General features: G+C 70.0%; 21 protein-coding genes. 12 read left to right on the top strand and 9 right to left on the bottom strand.

Annotated features, from left to right (window positions below; translation table 11 throughout):
• Positions 1-4: 4 nt before the first annotated feature.
• Together ACESMY_RS12280 and ACESMY_RS12285 are read right to left on the bottom strand one after the other, a co-directional pair.
• Positions 5-361 (bottom strand): GFA family protein, encoded by a 357-nt coding sequence (locus ACESMY_RS12280; protein ID WP_372784873.1) that lies wholly within the window; start codon positions 359-361, stop codon positions 5-7.
• Positions 362-381: 20 nt separating this feature from the next.
• On the bottom strand, positions 382-873 hold the full coding sequence (locus tag ACESMY_RS12285; protein ID WP_372784874.1) for a MarR family winged helix-turn-helix transcriptional regulator: 492 nt from the start codon (positions 871-873) through the stop codon (positions 382-384).
• An 83-nt stretch (positions 874-956) separates the two neighbouring features.
• Here ACESMY_RS12285 and ACESMY_RS12290 point away from each other — a divergent pair, with 83 nt between their 5' ends.
• Positions 957-2447 carry an FAD-dependent oxidoreductase gene (locus tag ACESMY_RS12290; protein WP_372784875.1) on the top strand — a complete coding sequence of 497 codons (1491 nt, stop codon included), beginning with the start codon at positions 957-959 and terminating at the stop codon, positions 2445-2447.
• Here ACESMY_RS12290 and ACESMY_RS12295 read toward each other — a convergent pair.
• A complete protein-coding gene (locus ACESMY_RS12295) occupies positions 2444-2917 on the bottom strand; it encodes a PaaI family thioesterase (RefSeq protein WP_372784876.1) in 474 nt (157 codons plus the stop codon). The genes ACESMY_RS12290 and ACESMY_RS12295 overlap by 4 nt on opposite strands.
• Before the next feature lie 91 nt (positions 2918-3008).
• Here ACESMY_RS12295 and pcaF point away from each other — a divergent pair, with 91 nt between their 5' ends.
• From pcaF to ACESMY_RS12330, 7 genes are all read left to right on the top strand, one after another.
• A complete protein-coding gene (gene pcaF / locus ACESMY_RS12300; protein WP_372784877.1) occupies positions 3009-4217 on the top strand; it encodes a 3-oxoadipyl-CoA thiolase in 1209 nt (402 codons plus the stop codon).
• Entirely contained in the window at positions 4214-4852 is a 639-nt protein-coding gene (locus ACESMY_RS12305; RefSeq protein WP_372784878.1) for a hypothetical protein, read from the top strand. The genes pcaF and ACESMY_RS12305 overlap by 4 nt, the downstream gene beginning before the upstream one ends.
• A complete protein-coding gene (locus ACESMY_RS12310; protein WP_372784879.1) occupies positions 4819-5967 on the top strand; it encodes an acyl-CoA dehydrogenase family protein in 1149 nt (382 codons plus the stop codon). Before ACESMY_RS12305 ends, ACESMY_RS12310 begins: the two co-directional genes overlap by 34 nt.
• The gene (locus tag ACESMY_RS12315; RefSeq protein ID WP_372784880.1) at positions 5967-6242 is read left to right on the top strand and encodes a DUF3253 domain-containing protein; all 276 of its coding nucleotides are present in this window, start codon (positions 5967-5969) and stop codon (positions 6240-6242) included. The genes ACESMY_RS12310 and ACESMY_RS12315 overlap by 1 nt, the downstream gene beginning before the upstream one ends.
• Positions 6239-6877 carry a glutathione S-transferase family protein gene (locus tag ACESMY_RS12320; protein ID WP_372784881.1) on the top strand — a complete coding sequence of 213 codons (639 nt, stop codon included), beginning with the start codon at positions 6239-6241 and terminating at the stop codon, positions 6875-6877. The genes ACESMY_RS12315 and ACESMY_RS12320 overlap by 4 nt, the downstream gene beginning before the upstream one ends.
• Before the next feature lie 43 nt (positions 6878-6920).
• Entirely contained in the window at positions 6921-7940 is a 1020-nt protein-coding gene (locus ACESMY_RS12325) for an alpha/beta fold hydrolase (protein WP_372784882.1), read from the top strand.
• A gap of 64 nt (positions 7941-8004) precedes the next feature.
• Positions 8005-9084, top strand: a complete 1080-nt coding sequence (locus ACESMY_RS12330; protein ID WP_372784883.1) for a Glu/Leu/Phe/Val dehydrogenase — start codon at positions 8005-8007, stop codon at positions 9082-9084.
• Here the strand turns inward: ACESMY_RS12330 and ACESMY_RS12335 are convergent.
• From ACESMY_RS12335 to ACESMY_RS12355, 5 genes are all read right to left on the bottom strand, one after another.
• On the bottom strand, positions 9081-10661 hold the full coding sequence (locus ACESMY_RS12335) for an MFS transporter (protein WP_372784884.1): 1581 nt from the start codon (positions 10659-10661) through the stop codon (positions 9081-9083). The two genes, ACESMY_RS12330 and ACESMY_RS12335, sit on opposite strands and share 4 nt — an antisense overlap.
• A 116-nt stretch (positions 10662-10777) precedes the next feature.
• A complete protein-coding gene (locus ACESMY_RS12340; protein ID WP_372784885.1) occupies positions 10778-11395 on the bottom strand; it encodes a DUF6134 family protein in 618 nt (205 codons plus the stop codon).
• Between the two features lie 68 nt (positions 11396-11463).
• A complete protein-coding gene (locus tag ACESMY_RS12345) occupies positions 11464-11610 on the bottom strand; it encodes a hypothetical protein (protein ID WP_372784886.1) in 147 nt (48 codons plus the stop codon).
• 37 nt (positions 11611-11647) lie between these two features.
• Positions 11648-12532 (bottom strand): transglutaminase N-terminal domain-containing protein, encoded by an 885-nt coding sequence (locus ACESMY_RS12350; protein WP_372784887.1) that lies wholly within the window; start codon positions 12530-12532, stop codon positions 11648-11650.
• Positions 12533-12576: 44 nt separating this feature from the next.
• Positions 12577-13290 carry a glutathione S-transferase family protein gene (locus tag ACESMY_RS12355; RefSeq protein ID WP_372784888.1) on the bottom strand — a complete coding sequence of 238 codons (714 nt, stop codon included), beginning with the start codon at positions 13288-13290 and terminating at the stop codon, positions 12577-12579.
• A 113-nt stretch (positions 13291-13403) separates the two neighbouring features.
• On the opposite strand from ACESMY_RS12355, the gene ACESMY_RS12360 reads away from it, so the two are divergent.
• The 4 genes from ACESMY_RS12360 to ACESMY_RS12375 all read left to right on the top strand — a co-directional run bounded on the left by ACESMY_RS12360 (position 13404) and on the right by ACESMY_RS12375 (position 17562).
• Complete coding sequence (locus ACESMY_RS12360) at positions 13404-14627, top strand: putative DNA modification/repair radical SAM protein (protein WP_372784889.1); 1224 nt, start codon at positions 13404-13406, stop codon at positions 14625-14627.
• Positions 14627-16063: a UdgX family uracil-DNA binding protein gene (locus ACESMY_RS12365; protein ID WP_372784890.1), complete on the top strand. Its 1437-nt coding sequence runs from the start codon at positions 14627-14629 to the stop codon at positions 16061-16063. Before ACESMY_RS12360 ends, ACESMY_RS12365 begins: the two co-directional genes overlap by 1 nt.
• A gap of 56 nt (positions 16064-16119) precedes the next feature.
• On the top strand, positions 16120-17181 hold the full coding sequence (locus tag ACESMY_RS12370; protein WP_372784891.1) for a class I SAM-dependent methyltransferase: 1062 nt from the start codon (positions 16120-16122) through the stop codon (positions 17179-17181).
• Between the two features lie 90 nt (positions 17182-17271).
• Positions 17272-17562, top strand: coding sequence for a hypothetical protein (locus ACESMY_RS12375; RefSeq protein ID WP_372784892.1), 291 nt, complete (start codon positions 17272-17274; stop codon positions 17560-17562).
• On the opposite strand, the gene ACESMY_RS12380 is transcribed toward ACESMY_RS12375, so the two are convergent.
• Positions 17559-18227, bottom strand: coding sequence for a TetR/AcrR family transcriptional regulator (locus tag ACESMY_RS12380; protein WP_372784893.1), 669 nt, complete (start codon positions 18225-18227; stop codon positions 17559-17561). The two genes, ACESMY_RS12375 and ACESMY_RS12380, sit on opposite strands and share 4 nt — an antisense overlap.
• Positions 18228-18230: the final 3 nt, after the last annotated feature.

The following is an 18230-nucleotide window of genomic DNA, read 5'->3' on the forward strand; positions in this document are numbered from 1 at the left end:
CGCATCAATCGTCCAGATAGGCCCAGGTGTCGGCCCCGTCGAAATGGCGGATGCGGATGTTGGGCCAGTCGAGGTCGTCGACCAGGCGCGCATTGATCGCCATGCGATCCTGGGCCCCGTCGAGGCTCTGCCAGTGGGTGGTGACCCCGCAGGTCTTGCAGCGGTGGAAGGCCAGCATGCGGTCGCCCCAGACATAGGGCTGGGTCGAGCCCGCCTTCGGCATCCCGACTTCGGACGGCTTGTAGTAGGCCCAGCGCGCGGCGAGCTTGCGGCAGATGGAGCAGTTGCACTCGGTCACTGTGTGCGGCGCGCCGGGCGCCGTCAGACGCACGGCCCCGCAGTGGCAGGCGGCCTCGATCATCGCGTCCTCCCCGGAGCGTTTCAAGCAGGAGGACCGAGGTTGCCGTCGCTGTCCAGCCGGTTCCCGACGCTCTGGGCGGCGAGCGCGTCATCGGCAAGGCGGCGCAACAGGCGGGCGAGGTCGTGCTGGTCCTGCTCGCTCCAGCTGGCCAGCAGGCGGCCGGCCAGGGTCTCGCGGGCGGCGTCAATGTCCCGGATCATCGCCCGGCCCCGTGGCGTGACGGCCGCTTCGTTGACCCGCCGGTCGGCGGCGGAGGGCCCGCGCGTCACCAGTCCGAGGCCTTCCAGCTTCGCCACCTGGCGGCTGACGGTGGAATAGTCGCGGCCCGCCAGGTCGGCCAGGTCGCCCACGCCGATCGGGCCCCGCCGCTCGATGCGCACCAGCAATGGGAAGAGCGCGCGGTCGAGCGAGACGCCCGCGGTCTTCAGCATGGTCTCGTCCGGCTGGGCGCGGTTCAGCAGTCCCACCAGATCGAGCAGGGCGTCATGCAACTGGCGAACGATGCTGGTCATAGGTGCAGGATACACATAATTCGCTTGACGCGACACACGGCCTGTCCATTTAAGTGCAAAATACACATAAATGGATCACGGACATGACGCCCTCGACCTCGACCGACATCCTGATCTGCGGCGCCGGCGCGGCGGGGCTTACCCTGGCGGTGGACCTGGCGCGGCGCGGCGTTACCTTCCAGCTGATCGACAAGGCCGGGGGGCCGTTTCCGGGCTCGCGCGGCAAGGGGATCCAGCCGCGCAGCCAGGAGGTGTTCGAGGACCTGGGGGTTCTGGACCGCATCCTGGAGACCGCCGGCCCCTATCCGCCGCAGCGGGCGCACCGGGCGGACGGCGGCTGCGAGGAGACGCTGGTCTCCGAGTTGCTCAGTCCGACGCCGGCGGAGTCCTATGTCATGCCGCTGCTTTCCGCCCAGTTCCTGACTGAGCGGGCGCTGCGTGAGCGGCTCGAGGCGCTCGGCGGCCGCCTGCGCTTCGGGGTCGAGCTGACGGGCTTTTCGCAGGACGCCGACGGCGTGACCGCGAAGCTGACGGGGCCGGACGGCGCGGAGACCCTGCGCTGCCGCTATCTGGTCGGCGCGGACGGCGGGCGCAGCTTCGTGCGCTCAGCGCTGGGCGTCGACTTCCCGGGCACGACGCTTGGCGTGCGGGCCGTGGTCGCGGACGTCAGGCTGGAGGGGCTCTCCCGGGACGCCTGGCATCGCTGGGGCGAGGGCCTGGAGATGATCGGTCTCTGCCCCCTCTGGGGGACCGACCTCGTCCAGCTCCAGGGCCCGATCCCCTTGGAAGGCGATGTCGATCTGTCGGCTGAAGGGCTGAGGGCGATGGTCGCGGCCCGCACCGGTCGCTCGGACCTCGTCGTCACGTCGGTCGCCTGGGCTTCCGCCTATTCGATGAACGCGCGGCTGGCCGACCGCTATCGGGTGGGCCGGGTCTTCCTGGCCGGCGACGCGGCGCACATCCATCCGCCGACGGGCGGGCAGGGGCTCAATACCAGCCTGCAGGACGCCTACAATCTGGGCTGGAAGCTGGCCGCTGTGCTCGACGGCGCGCCGGACGGCCTGCTGGACAGCTACGAGGCCGAGCGCCGCCCGGTGGCCGCCGAGGTGCTGGGCCTGTCGAAGCGCCTGCTGGATGACGCAAAGGCCGGCGTCGCCATGCGGCGGGGGCGTGAGACCCAACAACTCGACATCGGCTATCCCGGCTCGCCCCTGTCGCTCGCGGGACCCGCGCGGCTGCAGGGCGTGGAGGCCGGCGACCGAGCGCCTGACGCGCCGGTCGGCGACCCGGCGGGCCGGCCGACGAGGCTCTTCGACCTCTTCCGGGGTCCGCACTGGACGGCGCTGGGCTATGAGGCCGACGAGCGGCCAGCCCCACGGCCGCGACCCGGTGTCGAGATTCTCAGGGTGGGCGGTCCGGGCGGCCTGGCCGACGACGCCGGCCATCTCCGCGACGCCTATGGCCTGGCGCCCGGCGAGTGGGTGCTGGTCCGGCCGGACGGCTATGTGGCGGCGGTGGTCCCCGCCGGCGAAGCCATCGACCGGCATCTGGACCGCATCCTGGGGCCGGTCTAGCTGGGCCGGGCGGTCTTCTTCAGGACCGACGAAAAGCTCATCATCGGCTGGCCCCCGGCCGAGGCGTTGGAGATGATCCCGCGCACGAAGACCATGCTGCGCCCGGCCTTCACCACCTCGCCCGTGCATTCGACAAGGTCGCCGACGCCGCAGGAGCCCACGAACTCGCCGTTGAAGGTGGCGGTGACGCAGCGGCTGTCCTGGATCGCGTCGCGGGCGATCACGAAGAGGCAGAAGTCAGCGAAGGTCATGACGCAGCCGCCGTGCATGAACATCCCGCCGTTCATGTGCTTGCGCTCGGCGCGGAAGGCGCAGACCGGACGGCCGTCCTCGCCGACCTTGAAATAGAACGGCCCCGCCAGGTCCTCGAACGGATCGCCGCCGGGATACCAGGACCACCCGGCCCACTCGCCCTCGGTGACTGGGGTCAGCTTCGACGTGTAGCTGTTGTCTGTTTCGCCGCCGTCCATGGACCCTCACAGAACCGCCCGCGAAGGGTTTGCCCCCCGCGGATTCGAACACTAGTTTGACCCGCGCCCAAAAAGCCTCCCAGGAGCCATCATGCAAGGCCGGACCGTCTATCTCTGCACAGGCGTGCGCAGTCCGATCGGGCGATATGGCGGGGCGCTGGCCAAGGTCAGGGCCGACGATCTGGCGGCGCACCCGCTACGGGTCTTGATGGAGCGGCTGCCGAACCTCGACTGGGAGGCCATCGACGAGGTGGTCTACGGCTGCGTGAACCAGGCCGGCGAGGACAACCGCAATGTGGCGCGCATGGCGCTCTTGCTGGCCGGACTGCCGTCGCGGACGCCGGGCATGACGGTGAACCGGCTCTGCGCCTCCGGGCTCGACGCCACTATCGCCGGCGCACGGTCGATCGCCACCGGCGAGAACGACCTGGTGATCGCCGGCGGGGTGGAGAGCATGACGCGGGCGCCCTTCGTGATGGGCAAGGCGGATTCGGCCTTCTCGCGCTCGGCGGAGATCTACGACACCACCATCGGCTGGCGGTTCGTCAATCCGGCGCTGCAGAAGCAATACGGCGTCGAGTCCATGCCGGAGACGGCCGAGAACGTCGCCACCGACTACCAGATCAACCGCGCCGACCAGGACGCCTTCGCCCACCGCAGCCAGCAGCGGGTGGGCGCGGCCCGGGCCCGCGGCTTCTTCGACGGCGAGATCGCCGGAATCGTCATCAAGGACCGCAAGGGCGACGTCACCGTCAGCCAGGACGAGCATCCCCGGCCGGAGACCACGCTCGAGGCCCTGCAAGGGTTGAAGCCGATCGTGCGGGCCGACGGCACCGTGACGGCGGGCAACGCCTCCGGCGTTAACGACGGCGCCTGCGCCCTGGTGTTGGCCAGCGAAGACGCGGTGAAGAAGTACGGGCTTGAACCGCTGGCCCGCATCGAGGGCGGGGCGTCCGGAGGCGTCGCGCCGCGGGTGATGGGCGTCGGGCCCGTGCCGGCGGTGGACAAGCTAACCCAGCGGCTCGGCATCACGCCGCGCGATTTCGATGTCATCGAGCTCAACGAGGCCTTCGCCGCCCAGGCGCTGGCCTGCACGCGGGCCTGGGGCCTGGCGGACGACGCCGAACACGTCAACGCCCATGGCGGCGCCATCGCCATCGGCCACCCGCTGGGCGCGTCGGGCGCGCGGCTGGCGCTGACAGCGGCCCGGGCGCTGAAGGAAAAGGGCGGCGACCGCGCGCTCGCCACCATGTGCGTCGGCGTGGGCCAGGGTTCCGCGCTCGCCTTGGCGAAGGCTTGAAGACCGTGCGGGGCGGCGCCTGGATCGCAGCCCTCGTGCTGGCCCTGGCCCTGCCGGCGGCAGCCCAGGCGCCGTCGCCCGGGGGCGCCTCTCATCTGGTGGACGAGACGACGCTGATGCTGACGCCCGGGGAGCGGGTGACCGTGCGCCTTGGCCCCGGCGGCCGCCTGACCCTGGTCTCTGTCGTCGCCGAGGACGGCGCCCACGCCTCGCCGCCGAAGCCCGGCGCGGTGAGGCCGCCGGGCGCGGGCAATCCGCTGGTCGAGACCCCGGCCGGCACGGTGTCCTTCCTGGCCGGACCCCTGGGCGATGGCGCGATCCTCAAGGTCGAGAACGGCGCGTCGAAAGCCTTCGACTATCAGGCGGTCCTGCTGCTGGCGGGCGCCGAGGCCGCGCCGGTCCGCGAACCCACCGGCGTCTGCACGGTGCTGCCGCTGCTGCCCAGTTGGGAGACCTGGCCCCGGCGGCGGGTCACCGCCATCCTGCTCAGCCACTTCACGCCGCGCGACACCAACCAGGTGGTCTGCCAGGAGACGCCCAAGCCGCGGGCTGCCCCGCGGCCGGTCCGCGCCACGCCCGTCAACAACCAGGGGACCAAACCATGGCGCTCGACGCCGAGACCCGCGACCAGCTGATCGACACCGTCCGCCGGTTCGTGGCCGAACGGCTGCGCCCGCTGGAGGCCAAGGTCGCCGAGGACGACGCCATGCCGCCCGAGGTGGTCGAGGAGATGAAGGCGCTCGGGCTCTTCGGCCTGTCGATCCCCGAGGAATATGGCGGGCTCGACCTCTCCATGGAGGATGAATGCCTGGTGGCCGTTGAGCTCGGCCGGACGAGCCCCGCCTTCCGCTCGACCTTCGGCACCAACGTCGGCATCGGCAGCCAGGGGCTGGTGATGTTCGGGACCGACGCCCAGAAGGAGAAGTACCTGCCGGGCATCGCATCCGGCGACATCATCACTTCCTTCGCGCTCACCGAGCCTGAGGCGGGCTCGGACAGCGCCAACGTCCAGACCCGGGCGATCAGGGACGGCGACCACTACGTCCTGAACGGCTCCAAGCGGTTCATCACCAACGCCAACAAGGCCGACCTCTTCACGGTGATGGCCAGGAGCGATCCTTCGAAGCCGGGCGCGGGCGGGGTCTCGGCCTTCCTGGTGGAACGCAACCTGCCGGGCCTCAGCGTCGGCAAGCCCGAGAAGAAGATGGGCCAGCAGGGCGCCCACATCTGCGACGTGGTCTTCGACAACGTCCGGGTCTCCGCCGAGAACCGGCTGGGCCAGGAGGGCGAGGGCTTCAAGGTGGCCATGCAGGTGCTGGACCGCGGGCGGCTGCACATCTCGGCGGTCTGCGTCGGCGTCGCCGAGCGGCTGATCAAGGACAGCGTCGGATATATGAGCGAGCGCAAGCAGTTCGGCCAGGCGCTCAGCCAGTTCCAGCTGCTGCAGGGGATGATCGCGGACTCCAAGACCGAGAGCCTCGCGGCCAAGGCGCTGACGATGGAAACCGCGCGCAAGCGCGACGCCGGCCAGAGCGTCACCATGGAGGCCGCGGCCGCCAAGTACTTCGCCTCGGAGATGGTCGGCCGCGTCGCCGACCGGGCGGTGCAGATCTTCGGCGGGGCGGGCTACGTCGCCGACCACGGGATCGAGCGGCTCTACCGCGACGTCCGAATCTTCCGCATCTACGAGGGCACCAGCCAGATCCAGCAGGTGGTCATCGCGCGCGAGACCCTGAAGCGGGGCGGCTGATGTCGGCCGATGTGGAAGGCGCCATCTTCGAGCTGCTGGCCGCCAAGATCGCGCCGGGCAAGTCGATCTCGCCGGAGGAGGTGGCCCGCCGCGTCGACCCCGAGGGCTGGCGGCGGCTGCTCGGCCACGTTCGGGCCGTGGCGCGGGGGCTTGCGCGCCAGGGCAAGCTGGTGATCCTGCGGCACAACAAGCCGGCCGATCCGGAAGATTTCAAGGGCGTGTACCGGCTCAGGCTGCCGGATGCCGAAACCCCCGCTGAAGGAGACGCGTCATGATCATCTACGGCTCCACCATGTCCCCCTATGTGCGCAAGACCGTGGTCTTCGCCACCGAGAAGGGCCTCGACTTCGAACTGGTCATGGCCGGCGCCCAGGGCGGCCCGCCGGAGTTCAAGGAGGCCAGCCCCTTCGGCAAGATGCCGGGCTTTAAGGACGGCGATTTCCTGATCTCCGACTCCACCGCGATCATCACCTACCTGGACACCATCAAGCCCGAGCCGAACCTGATCCCGACCGAGGCCAAGGCCCGGGCGCGGACCATCTGGTACGAGGAGTTCGGCGATACGATCGTCGCGGCCTGCGGCGGCAAGATCTTCTTCAACCGGGTGGTCTCGCCGAAGTTCTTCGGCCGGCCGGGCGACCTGGCCGCCGCCGACGAGGCGCAGAAGACCGAGTTCCCCAAGCTGCTCGACTACCTGGAAAAGGTGCTGCCGGCGTCGGGCTACCTGGTCGAGGACCGCTTCACGCTCGCCGACATCGCCGTGGTGAGCCCGCTGGTCACCATGAGCCTCGCCGACTGCTCGGTGGACGGCGGCGCGCATCCGAGGTCGGCGGCCTACGTCGCCAAGATCTGCGAGCGCCCGGCCTTCGCCAAGCTGATCGCCCAGGAAAAGGCTCAACTCGCCGCCTAGATGTTGGCAACCGGGAAAGGGCGGGGAAGTTAGCTTCGGGACTATGACGCGTTTCCTTGCCGCCCTTTTCGCCGCCCTGATGCTGGCCGGCTGCACGCCGCTGATGATGCAGCAGGTGGGCCAGCCGCCGCTGGGGTTCGCCGGCCCGCGGATCGAGACCAGCGACATCGTCAGCTTCGACGGCGCCAGGCTGGGGCTGTCGGAGTGGGATGCGCCGGGCGATCCCTGGGCGGTGATCGTCGGCGTCCACGGCATGAACGACTACGCCAACGCCTTCCACATGGCCGCGCCCTGGTGGGCGGAGCAGGGCGTGACGACCGTGGCCTACGACCAGCGCGGGTTCGGCCGCTCGCCGGGCCGGGGCGTCTGGGCCGGAGACGAGCTGATGGTCGAGGACCTCAGGACCGTGACCGCCCTGGTGCGGCGGAAGTATCCGAACGCCCTGGTGGTGGTGGCGGGCGAGAGCCTGGGCGGGGCGGTGGCGGCGGAAGCCTTCGCCTCGGACCGGCCGCCGACGGCCGACCGGCTGGTGCTGCTGTCGCCGGCGGTCTGGGGCTGGCGCGAGCAGCCGCTGCCCAACAAGACGCTGCTGTGGTTCGCGGCCAACTTCACCGGGCCGAAAGTCTATACGCCGCCGCGCTGGCTCACCTCCAAGGTCAGTCCGACCGACAACCGCGACGAACTGATCGCCATGGGCCGCGACCCGCTGATGATCTGGGGCGCGCGGTCGGACACGATCTACGGACTGGTCTCGACGATGGAGCGGGGCTCGGAGGACGTGGGCAAGGCGAGGCCGCCGACGCTCTACCTCTATGGCGCCCACGACCAGATCATCCCCAAGAACGCGGCGTTCAAGGCGGCCGCCCAGCTCAAGCCCACCGACCGCTCGGCCTACTACGCCAAGGGCTGGCACCTGATGACGCGCGACAAGCAGGGGCCCCTCGTCTGGAAGGACATCCTGGCTTTCATCCGCGATCCCGGCGCGCCGCTGCCCTCGGGCGCGCCGAAGATCCCCACCGCGCCCGCGCCCACCGGACAGTCTCAGGCCTCGGCGGGGTTGTGAGGCGGGCGCGTCCGGCGTAGAGGCTTCCAGCAATTCCTTCCCCAGCATCAGCGATGTCTCAGGCATGACTTTGTTCGATTCCGCCGCTTTCGAGGGCCACGAAGGCGTCCACGCGTTTTTCGACGAAAAATCCGGCCTCAAATGCATTATCGCGGTGCATTCCACGGCCCGGGGCCCGGCGGCGGGCGGCTGCCGCATGTGGCCGTTCCCCAGCGCCGACGCCGCGCTCGAAGACGCGCTCAGGCTGTCGCGGGCGATGTCCTACAAGAATGCCATGGCCGACCTGGAGCTGGGCGGCGGCAAGGCGGTGATCATCGGCGATTCCCGCACCCAGAAGACCCCGGCGCTGTTCGAAGCCTTCGGCCGCGCGGTCGAGGACGTCGGCGGCAAGTACTGGACGGCCGAGGACGTCGGCGTCTCGCCGGCCGACCTGATGCATGCCCGCAAGACCACCCGCTACGTCGCCGGTCTCACCGGCGGCCCGGCGGCCTCGGGCGACCCGAGCCCGGTGACCGCCGAAGGCGTGTTCCGCGGCATCACGCTCGGCGTCCGGCGCGCGCTCAACCGCGACCTCGATGGTGTGACGGTGGCGATCCAGGGCGTCGGCCACGTGGGCGCCTACCTCGCCGACAAGCTGCACGCGGCAGGGGCCAAGCTGGTGATCACCGACGTCAACGACGAGGCTCTGAAGGCCGTGGCCGCGCGGACCGGGGCGCGCGTCGTCTCGCCGGGCGCGATCTTCGACGCCGAGGCCGAGGTCTTCGCCCCCTGTGCGCTGGGCGGGGCGGTCAACGCCGACACCCTGCCCAGGCTGCGGGCCAAGGTGATCGCCGGCGGCGCCAACAACCAGCTCGCCGACGCCGACGTCGGGCGCGCGGTCTACGACCAGGGCATCCTCTACCTGCCGGACTACGTCATCAACGGCGGCGGGATCATCAATGTGGCCGGCGAGATCCGCGCGCTGGACCGGGGCGAGGCCTTCGACCCCGCCTGGGTGGAGGGCAAGCTCGCGCGCCTGATGGAGACTCTGGACGAGGTCCTCGACCGCTCCAAGGCCGAGAAGCGCCCAGCCTCGGAGGTCGCCAACGAAATGGCCAAGGCGCGGATCAGCCGGGCGGCCGAGCAGAAGAAGGCGGCGGCCTAGGACCTGAGCGGCTCGGACGGGTGACCCCGGTCACAGCCGGCGGACGATGAACCGGAGATAAGGCGCCTCGCCGATCCTCGGCGTCGAGCCATCAGGAGCCTTCCGTGTTCAAGACCTATTCGTCCTATGCGAGCCTCGCCAGCCTGGCGCTGGCCTCGATCCCGCTGGTGGCGCTCACCTGCAAGGCGATGATCACCGCCGTGGGCCTGGCGATCGCCGTCGCCTGAGGACGCCCCCGCGTAGAACGCCGCGAGGCGCGCGGTGCGCGGCTCCTTGACGAGCGTCATCAGCACCAGCAGGCCCGCGGCCAGCACGCCGATGGAAATGCCGAACACCACATTGTAGCCGAGGAAGTCGGCGACCTGGCCTCCGATCAGGGGGGCCAGTGTCGCCGTGATGCTCTCCGCTGTGGCGGAGACCGCGATCCGCATGGGCAGGTCGTCCCGCGCCCCGAACTCCAGGATCATGGTCTGCGCCGACATGTTGTAGCCGGCTTGGCCCGCGCCAAGGCCGAAGAAGGCCAGGAAGATCGCCCAGGGCTCGTGCACTTCGATCAGCAGCACGGTCGAGGCGGCCCAGGCGATCAGCGAGAAGAGCAGCACCAGCCGAAAGCCGGTCTTGTCGCCGAGATAGCCCCAGACGAGGTTCGAGAGCGCGTCCGCCCCGATGAACGCGCCCGTCAGCGCCCCCAGGAGCTTGCCGGTCATGTGCACCGAGGCCGAGACGTAGAGGATGTAGAACGGCGTCGCGATGCGGGCCGAGCTCGACAGCATCTGCACCACCAGGAAATAGGCGTAGGCGCGGTCCTCGGTGATCAGGCGCGGGAACTCGCGCAGCCGGTCGCGGAACTTGCCCCGCGCCCGCGTGGTGGGCGGCTCCGGTTCCTTCAGGAGGAGCTGCAGCGCCCAGAGGCCCAGGGTGGTCAGCACGAAGGCGCAGACGAAGGTCGTGCCGCAGCCGTTGCCGAACAGGTTCGGCCCGACGAAGTAGCGGCCGGCCAGATAGGCGAGGCCCGCGGCGATCAGGCTGCCGGTGGCGTTGCGCCAGGCCTGCAGGCGCCCCCGGCGGCTGATCGGGATCACCTTGGCCATCAGGAGCGAAAACACCACCCGCTGGGCGCCCATGAAGAGGCCGAACATCAGCATGAAGCCGAGGATCGAACCGACCAGGGCATTGCCCTTCAGCAGCCAGCCGGAGAGGGCGATGCCGAGCACGGCGGTGCGCGCCAGGCCGCCCATCCACAGGGCCGCCGGCATCACCTTGGTGCGATGCTCGATCCGGCTGGCCCCGAAGATCGGCGAGATCACCCCGCCCACCTGCTGCAGGGCGAGCCCCAGGCCGACGATGCCGTTGGAGCCGGAGATCATGTGCAGATAGGCCGGCAGGAAGGTCGGCGCATTGACCAGCCGAAAGCCGGTCATCCCGAGCATGCCGTGCAGGTAGTTGCCGAGGTAGTTGCGCCTCAGATTGTCCCAGACGAACTTTTCATACTGGGCCTCGCGCGTGGCGAGGTCGGGCTCGCCGACAGCCCCATCGAGAACCCGGGGCGCGTCGGTGGGTTCAATCTTGGCGTCCAAATGACCAACGCCGCTTCGGGCCGGCAAATCGGTCCGGCCCCGGCGCCCTTCAGCAAAGGGATGACTTCAATAGCGCTGGTCTATCAGAGTCCCGCCGCGGCGTGAAAGGCCGGGCATCAGAGCCGCCGGTATTCGATCCGTGAGCCGTCGTCGAGCTTGCCCGTCAACGAGAGCCAGGCCCCGGTCTCGTCATAGGCGTCGTCGATCTCGGCCTCCCCGCGGATCTGCCAGCGGCCGGGAGCGACCCTGGTCGCCCGGACCTTCAGGGGCCTGCCGGTCTGCGGGTTGAACAGCGGGCCAAGGAAGGCCTGCGGGTTCCAGTGGTTCATCGGGTTGGCGTCGGCCGCCAGCGTCTCGTGGCCGGTCGAGCCTTCCACCCGGACCGCCCCGCCCCGGCGCTCGGCGAGCACATGCTCTTTCTTGCCGTTGCTGCTGGTGGCGGTCTCGAGCGAGACGAAGGCGCTGTCCTTCCGCGTCTCCACCGCGTGGTGGTGGTAGCGGAACACCGGCACGGGCCCCAGCCGGACCGTCATCACCGCGTCCGTCGTCGCGGTCAGCGCGTCCTGGCCGCCGGCGAAGGTCACGTGGTGCTCGCCGATCCTCGATCCATTGCGGAACACCGCGAAGGTTAGGTCGCGCGGCGTGGCGGCCAGGACCAGCCGCGGGGCCGAGGCCAGGATCAGCCCGCCGGCCAGGGCGGCGCGGCGAGACAATGGTTTAGAGACCTCGGACATCGCGAACCTCCTCGGCGGCGGGCGAGCGCCGTCCGGGGACATACGCGGCCGGGACGCCGAAGGATGCGCTAATGGCCCGGGCGGGGCTCAAAGGCGCGCGGCGGGCGCGTCGGGACGATCTTCTTTGGATCGGGCTTCTGGCCGTGCTGCGGCGTGGGGGCGGACTTCAGGAAGCTGAAGTCCGAGCGGTCCTGCTGATCGAAACCTCGCGTCATCTGCGCGTCTCCTCATCTGGCCCTTGTCCAACCTGGCTCAGGCCGCGGCTGGAATCGACTCCGCCGGCCGCACGTCTACGTGAACCGTCAGCTCCGAGTCGCCGCCGTCGCCATAGATGGCGCCCGACACCGGCGCAGCCTCGGCGGGCGTGCGTGTCATGGCCACCGGGATCAGGTCCGGGCTTTCGGCGAGCGCGTTGGTGGGATCGAACTCGGTCCAGCCCAACTCCGGAAGGAAGACCTCGCACCAGGCGTGGGTGGCCCCTGCGCCGCGAACGGCGCCGGAGGCCGTGGCCGGCGAATAGAGGTAGCCGGTGACGAACCGCGCCGCATAGCCCAGCCGCCTCAGGGCCTCGACCATCAGCCAGGCGAAATCCCGGCAGGTCCCCGAGCCGACGCTCACCGTATGGCTGGGCTCCTGGGCGGCGCCGAGGTCGCGGGCGAGGTATTCGAAGTCGGCGCGGATCGTCCGGTTCAGCCGCAGCAGGAAATCGAGCGCCGGCTCGCGCGGGCTCCCGATCTTGTCGCGCAGCCAGGCCAGCAGGTGGCCGTCCGTATCCTCGCTGACCGGATCGATGAACGGCGCCAGCACGGCGCGGTCGGAGGCGGCGTAGACGATCGGGGTCACGGTCTGCGGGTCGGCGATGTCGCGCCGCAGCAGGGGCGCGGGGAAACGCTCGATGGTCAGGTCGCTGACGATCGAGAGCGACCGGCCCTCGCCCCCTGGGGCAAAGATGCAGACCGAATTGCCCATGGCGTCATAGAGCCAGCGCGTCTCGCCCGGCGGCGACAGGGTGAGATGCGCGTCGACGACCCGGGTTGCGTGGCTGTCGCGCGGCCGCACGAGCAGCCGATGCGCCGCGAAACGAACCGGGCGCTCATAGGTGTAGAGCGTCTCGTGGCGGATGCAGAGACGGGCCATCGCTTGCGGAACCGCCGGAACGGCCGGCGGTTCCGCGGAGATCGTCAGGCCAGCTCCGGCTCCGCATGGGCGAAGGCGGGGTAGAAGCGCGCCATCATCCGGTCGTGATGGGCCATGAGGTTGGGGAACTTCAACAGGGCGTCGCGGACGGGCGTGTCGAAATGCGGCGTGGCGATCGCCGCCAGGCCGGCGAAGAGGGTCGCATCGGCGCCGCAGATCGTCTGGCCCGACAGGTAGGGCCCGTCGCCCAGCAGTTCGGAGAGCGCGGCGAACGAGCGGCGGGCGAGGTCGGCCACCTCGGCCAGCGAATGGCGGCCGAAGCCCTGGCCGTGCAGGTTCTCCAGCACCCGCGCGCGGCCGGCCTCGGCGACCTCGGGCGGCGCCCCGCCGAAGAAGATCGCGGGCCCCTTGTCGAAGTTCTCGCGCACGCCCCAGCGGGAGTAGATCGTCGCCCAGTAGATGTGGTCCTCGACGATCCGCTCGGCGGCCCAGGCGATCGCCCGCTGGCGCGGCGTGAGGCCCGCGTCGAGGTCGACGCCGTACTTCCGCTCAAGATGCTCGCGGATGAAGGTCGAGTCGCCGATCAGCACGTCCTGGTCCTCGATGTAGGGCAGCTTGCCCTTGGGCGCTTCCGGCGGCCGAGACTTCCGCGTCGTGAACGGCAGACCCGACATCTTCAGCTGCACCTCGGTCTTCATGACGAAGGGGCTGGGATCCGGCAGGCCCCAGAGGGAGCCGAGGGTGAAGAGGGTGATCATGGGCTGTTCCTTGCTGGGCAGGCGGCCACCATGGGCGGCCCCTCCTGTCAGCGTTCTGTCAGCAGTCCTTTCTTCGGCTGGACAGAACAAAAAGTGAACCCTAGAACGGGGAGATGGCCGTCCTCGATCTGAAACGCAAGCTCGCCATCCTGTCCGACGCGGCCAAGTACGATGCTTCCTGCGCCTCGTCGGGCGGGACGAAGCGCGACAGCCTGGGCGGCAAGGGCGTGGGCTCGGTGGATGGCGGCATGGGCATCTGCCACGCCTATGCGCCGGACGGGCGCTGCATCAGCCTCCTGAAGATCCTGCTGACCAACTTCTGCGTCTACGACTGCGCCTACTGCGTGAACCGCGTCTCGTCGAACACGCCCAGGGCGCGGTTCAGCGTGGAGGAGGTCTGCGACCTGACGCTGGGCTTCTACAAGCGCAACTACATCGAGGGCCTGTTCCTCTCCTCGGGCATCATCCGCACGGCCGACTACACCATGGAGGAGATGGTGCGGGTGGCGCGCGATCTGCGCGAGGTCCACCACTTCCGCGGCTACATCCATCTGAAGCTGATCCCGGAGGCCGCGCCGGGCCTGATCGACCAGGCCGCGCTCTACGCCGACCGCGTGTCGATCAACATCGAGCTGCCCCGGGACGAGAGCCTGAGCGCGCTGGCCCCGGAAAAGGACGCCGGGACCATCCGCAAGGCGATGGGCGCGGTGAGGCTGGGCGTCGACGCCGGCCAGGAAAAGGGACGTAAGGCCAAGCCCGCCAGATATGCGCCGGCCGGACAGTCCACCCAGATGATCGTCGGCGCCGACGCGGCCTCGGACGGCGAGATCCTCAAGCGCAGCGAGCGGCTCTACGGCGCCTACCAGCTACGGCGCGTCTACTACTCGGCCTTCTCGCCGATCCCGGATTCCACCGCGCGCCTGCCGCTCGCCCGCCCGCCGCTGGTGCGCGAGCACCGGCTCTACCAGGCCGACTGGCTGATGCGCTTCTACGGCTTCGCCCGCGCCGAGATCGTCGGCGAGGCGGAGGACCTGGAGCTCGAGATCGACCCCAAGCTCGCCTGGGCGCTGCGGAACCGTGGCGACTTTCCGCTCGATCTCAACACGGCCGAGCGGGAGCGGATGCTGCGCGTGCCGGGGTTGGGGGTGCGCTCGGTGGACAGGATGCTGGAGGTCCGCCGGTTCAAGGCGCTGACGCTGGAGGACGTGCGGCGGCTGACCCGCGGGATCGAGAAGCTGAAGCCGTTCATCGTCACGGCCGACTGGTCGCCGGGCGCGCTCATCGACAAGGCGGACCTGCGCGAGCGCGTCGCGCCGCAACAGCAGAGCCTCTTCTGATGCCCACCGTGCGTCTCGCGTCCGAAACCGACTTCCAGGGATGGCGCGAGGCGGCCCGGGCGCTGCGGTCGAGCCAGGTGGCGCCCGAGGCGACGCTCTGGACCGTGGATGGCGCGGGCGGCGACCTCTTCGGGGAGGCGGCGCCGTCGCCGGCCGCGGGCGCGCCGGCCTTCACCGTGCCGCGCGAGTTCGTCGAGCTGGCCGACAGGGTGATCCTGCACCGCTCGGACGAGCGGTTCGCGCTGCTTTACCGGCTGCTCTGGCGCCTGGGACGCGAGCCGGACCTCCTGCGCATCCACTCCGACCCCGATGTGCAGAAGGCCCAAGGATTCGCCAAGGCGGTGGGCCTGGCGGCGCACAAGATGAAGGCGTTCGTGCGCTTCCGGCTGGCGACCGATCCGGAGGGCGGGGAGAGCTACGTGGCCTGGTTCGAGCCGGCGCACCGGGTGACCGAGATGACCGCGCCGTTCTTCGCGCGGCGGTTCGCGACCATGAATTTCTCGATCCTGACGCCGGACGTCTGTGTCCACTGGGACACCCAGCGCCTGGCCGTGCTGCCGGGCGCCGATCCCGCGGACGCCCCGAGCGAGGACAGCCTGGAAGACTATTGGCGGACCTACTACGCCTCGATCTTCAACCCGGCGCGGCTGAAGGTCGGTGCGATGCAGAAGGAGATGCCGAAACGCTATTGGCGGAACCTGCCGGAGGCCCGGCTCATTCCCGAGCTTATCGCCCGAGCCGAGGGCCGCACCGACGCCATGGTCAGCCAAGCCCCTTCCACGCCGTCTCGCCGGGTCATGCGCGCCGCCCAGCGCGCCAGCCGCGACGCCTCCTATGATGGAGAGGCGGTGACCACGCTCGAAGAGGTCCATGCCGGGGTGCAGATGTGCCGCCGCTGCGACCTCTACCGCGACGCGACGCAAGGGGTCTCCGGCGAAGGACCGGCGCGCGCCCGGATCATGTTCGTCGGCGAACAGCCGGGGGACCAGGAGGACCTGGCCGGCCGTCCCTTCGTGGGCCCCGCGGGCCAGATGTTCGACAAGGCGCTGGCCGCCGCCGGCGTGCCGCGCGACCAGGCCTTCGTCACCAATGCGGTGAAGCACTTCAAGCACGAGCTGCGCGGGAAGCGGCGCATCCACAAGACGCCCACGACAGGCGAGGTGACGGCCTGCCGCTGGTGGCTGGAAGCCGAACGGCGGATCGTGCGGCCGCGGGTGATCGTGGCCCTGGGCGGGACCGCGGCGCTTTCCGTGTTCGGCAAGGCGCTCGCGGTGAGCAAGCTGCGTCAGCAGGCCCTGCAGCTTCCCGACCAGGCCCAGGGGGTGGTGACCTATCACCCGTCCTACCTGCTGCGCCTTCCCGATCACGAGGCCAGGGCGCGGGCCTATGCGCAGTTCGTCGAGGACCTGAAGTTCGCCTGGAGTCTGGCGGGCTGATTGCCTCCCCGGCGGCCTTCGCTTAGGGGTGGAGCTCCCGCTGATCCGAGGTCGACATGGCGTCGCTTATGAATCTGCTACGCCGCAGGCCCGTCGAGGCGCCGCGGGTGGCCTCCGGCGGCGGCGGCGCGCCTGCCTGGGCGCAGGCGCTGTTCAGCACCGATCTAGCCCCCGAGCTGCAGAGCGACAGCGGAGACGTGCTGGTCTGGACCATCGAGGACCGAGCTTCCACCGCCACCATCACCGACCAGTTCAAGGCCAACGCCGAAGAATACCACCGGCGCTACGCGGCCAGCGATCACTTCGAGAAACTGTTCCGGCAGGGCCTGCTGGCCACGAGCCTCGTCGTGGCGCCGGCGCCGTTGATCCTCGACATCGGCAGCGGCTCGGGGGTGAATTCCGTCGTGCCCTGCCGGCGTCTCTTCCCCGGCGCTCGGATCGTGGCGACCGACCTTTCCGGCGAATTGCTCGCCATGCTGGCCAACTACGCCGTCGACAACGGCGCCGCGGCCGAGGTGGTCTGCGTGAAGATGGACGCCATGAGCGAGGTGGTCTCGCCCGGCTCCTTCGACCTCGTCACCGGCGCCTCGATCCTGCACCACCTGGAGAACCCCGAGCGGGGCATGAACGCCGCCGCCCGGGCGCTGAAGCCGGGCGGCCATGCGATCTTCTTCGAGCCGTTCAACGGCTGGGCGATCCTGCGGCTGGCGTTCGAGCGGATCCTGGCGGAATCGGCCCTGCGCAACGACCCGCTAGACCCGCTTGTCGACACGGCGTTGCGCCAGCTCGCCCTCGACGTGGCCACGCGCAGCGAGCCCGACGCCGGCGATCCGGCGTTCAAGGCCATGGACGACAAGTGGCTGTTTTCGCGCAGCCGGATCACGGAATCGGCGCGGGCCGCGGGCTTTGGCGTGGCGCAGTTCGTCCCACACAACGATCACAAGACGCTCTATCGCGACGTCACCGCCGTCCACATCCGGCTGGCGACCGGCCGCGGCGACCTCACGCTGCCGCCCTGGGCCATCGATATTCTCGACAGCTTCGACGCCGCGCTCACCTGGCACGCCAAGCGCGAGCTGATGGTCGAAGGCACCATCGTCCTCACCAAGGGCCGCTGACCGCCACGATTGGGCCACACACCGCAGCCCACCATCCAAGGTCCAGCTTGCGCGGACCAAGGGGGGCCTCGAACGGCGATGAAGGGTGCGGTGATCCTTGGCGTTGGGCTGTTATGCGCAGGCTGCGGCCAGGTCGCCGACGCCCAGGCGAAGCTCGTCGAGAACCTGCGGATCAAGACGGCGATCAGCGACTACGAACAGGCCGTTAGGTCCGGCCCTCCGCTCGACCGCTGCGTGAAGGCCAAGATGGTCGCCATCGCCTATTCCGACGCCAAGGACGTGGCTGACGGCCAGGCCTGGGCGGCGCGGGAGCGGGAGGACTGCCAGGCCGCGGCGGCGGCGCTGCATGTCGTTCCGCCGTCGAGGACGGCCGGGCCCTAGGGCGCGAGGAAGCCGGCTTCGGCGAAGTCCAGCATGCGGTTCAGCAGCGCCGCCACGTCGCCCTCGCGGGTCAGGCCGCCCGACAGGTGGTGCAGCCGGTCGAATTCCACGAAGCGGTTGTTGTGGACCATGCCCAGCACGAAATGCAGCCGCCAGTAGACGCTCTCGGGCGGCAGGTCGGGCCGGGCGGTCTTCAGGGCCTCGGCGAAGCGGGCGAGGTGGGAGACGTCGTTCTGCAGGGCGTCGCGCATCTCCGCCGTGCCTTCGGAGCGGGCGCGAATGATGAACTGCACGCTGATCCGCCGGTCGTGGGCGGGATCGGCCCAGCGCAGCGGCGGGGCGAACAGGGCTTCCAGGATCTCGCGCAACGGCGGCTTGCCGGCGTGGCGGTCGGAGGCCTCATGCAGCATGCGCGCGCGTTCGCGGTTCAGCTCGCCGGTCCGCCGGCGGAAGATCTCGAACAGTAGGGCGTCCTTGGACCCGAAATGGTAGTTCACGCTCGCCAGGTTGACGCCGGCCTCGGCGGTGATGTCGCGCACCGAGACGTTCTGGAAGCCGTGCAGGGCGAACAGCCGCTCGGCCGCGCCGAACACCGCGGCCTTGGTGGCGGCGTGGGTTTCTTCGTCGGCGACGATCTCCGGCGCCTCGGGGGTCAGCTCAGACATGCG

The sequence above is a fragment of the Phenylobacterium sp. genome, assembly GCF_041691455.1.
Lineage (GTDB): Bacteria > Pseudomonadota > Alphaproteobacteria > Caulobacterales > Caulobacteraceae > Phenylobacterium.

Excerpts from the sequence above, each read along its gene's own strand:
- ACESMY_RS12280 (WP_372784873.1), bottom strand. The coding sequence starts at position 361 with ATGATCGAGGCCGCCTGCCACTGCGGGGCCGTGCGTCTGACGGCGCCC.
- ACESMY_RS12285 (WP_372784874.1), bottom strand. The coding sequence starts at position 873 with ATGACCAGCATCGTTCGCCAGTTGCATGACGCCCTGCTCGATCTGGTG.
- ACESMY_RS12290 (WP_372784875.1), top strand. The coding sequence starts at position 957 with ATGACGCCCTCGACCTCGACCGACATCCTGATCTGCGGCGCCGGCGCG.
- ACESMY_RS12295 (WP_372784876.1), bottom strand. The coding sequence starts at position 2,917 with ATGGACGGCGGCGAAACAGACAACAGCTACACGTCGAAGCTGACCCCA.
- pcaF (WP_372784877.1), top strand. The coding sequence starts at position 3,009 with ATGCAAGGCCGGACCGTCTATCTCTGCACAGGCGTGCGCAGTCCGATC.
- ACESMY_RS12310 (WP_372784879.1), top strand. The coding sequence starts at position 4,819 with ATGGCGCTCGACGCCGAGACCCGCGACCAGCTGATCGACACCGTCCGC.
- ACESMY_RS12315 (WP_372784880.1), top strand. The coding sequence starts at position 5,967 with ATGTCGGCCGATGTGGAAGGCGCCATCTTCGAGCTGCTGGCCGCCAAG.
- ACESMY_RS12320 (WP_372784881.1), top strand. The coding sequence starts at position 6,239 with ATGATCATCTACGGCTCCACCATGTCCCCCTATGTGCGCAAGACCGTG.
- ACESMY_RS12325 (WP_372784882.1), top strand. The coding sequence starts at position 6,921 with ATGACGCGTTTCCTTGCCGCCCTTTTCGCCGCCCTGATGCTGGCCGGC.
- ACESMY_RS12330 (WP_372784883.1), top strand. The coding sequence starts at position 8,005 with ATGACTTTGTTCGATTCCGCCGCTTTCGAGGGCCACGAAGGCGTCCAC.
- ACESMY_RS12340 (WP_372784885.1), bottom strand. The coding sequence starts at position 11,395 with ATGTCCGAGGTCTCTAAACCATTGTCTCGCCGCGCCGCCCTGGCCGGC.
- ACESMY_RS12345 (WP_372784886.1), bottom strand. The coding sequence starts at position 11,610 with ATGACGCGAGGTTTCGATCAGCAGGACCGCTCGGACTTCAGCTTCCTG.
- ACESMY_RS12350 (WP_372784887.1), bottom strand. The coding sequence starts at position 12,532 with ATGGCCCGTCTCTGCATCCGCCACGAGACGCTCTACACCTATGAGCGC.
- ACESMY_RS12355 (WP_372784888.1), bottom strand. The coding sequence starts at position 13,290 with ATGATCACCCTCTTCACCCTCGGCTCCCTCTGGGGCCTGCCGGATCCC.
- ACESMY_RS12360 (WP_372784889.1), top strand. The coding sequence starts at position 13,404 with ATGGCCGTCCTCGATCTGAAACGCAAGCTCGCCATCCTGTCCGACGCG.
- ACESMY_RS12365 (WP_372784890.1), top strand. The coding sequence starts at position 14,627 with ATGCCCACCGTGCGTCTCGCGTCCGAAACCGACTTCCAGGGATGGCGC.
- ACESMY_RS12370 (WP_372784891.1), top strand. The coding sequence starts at position 16,120 with ATGGCGTCGCTTATGAATCTGCTACGCCGCAGGCCCGTCGAGGCGCCG.
- ACESMY_RS12380 (WP_372784893.1), bottom strand. The coding sequence starts at position 18,227 with ATGTCTGAGCTGACCCCCGAGGCGCCGGAGATCGTCGCCGACGAAGAA.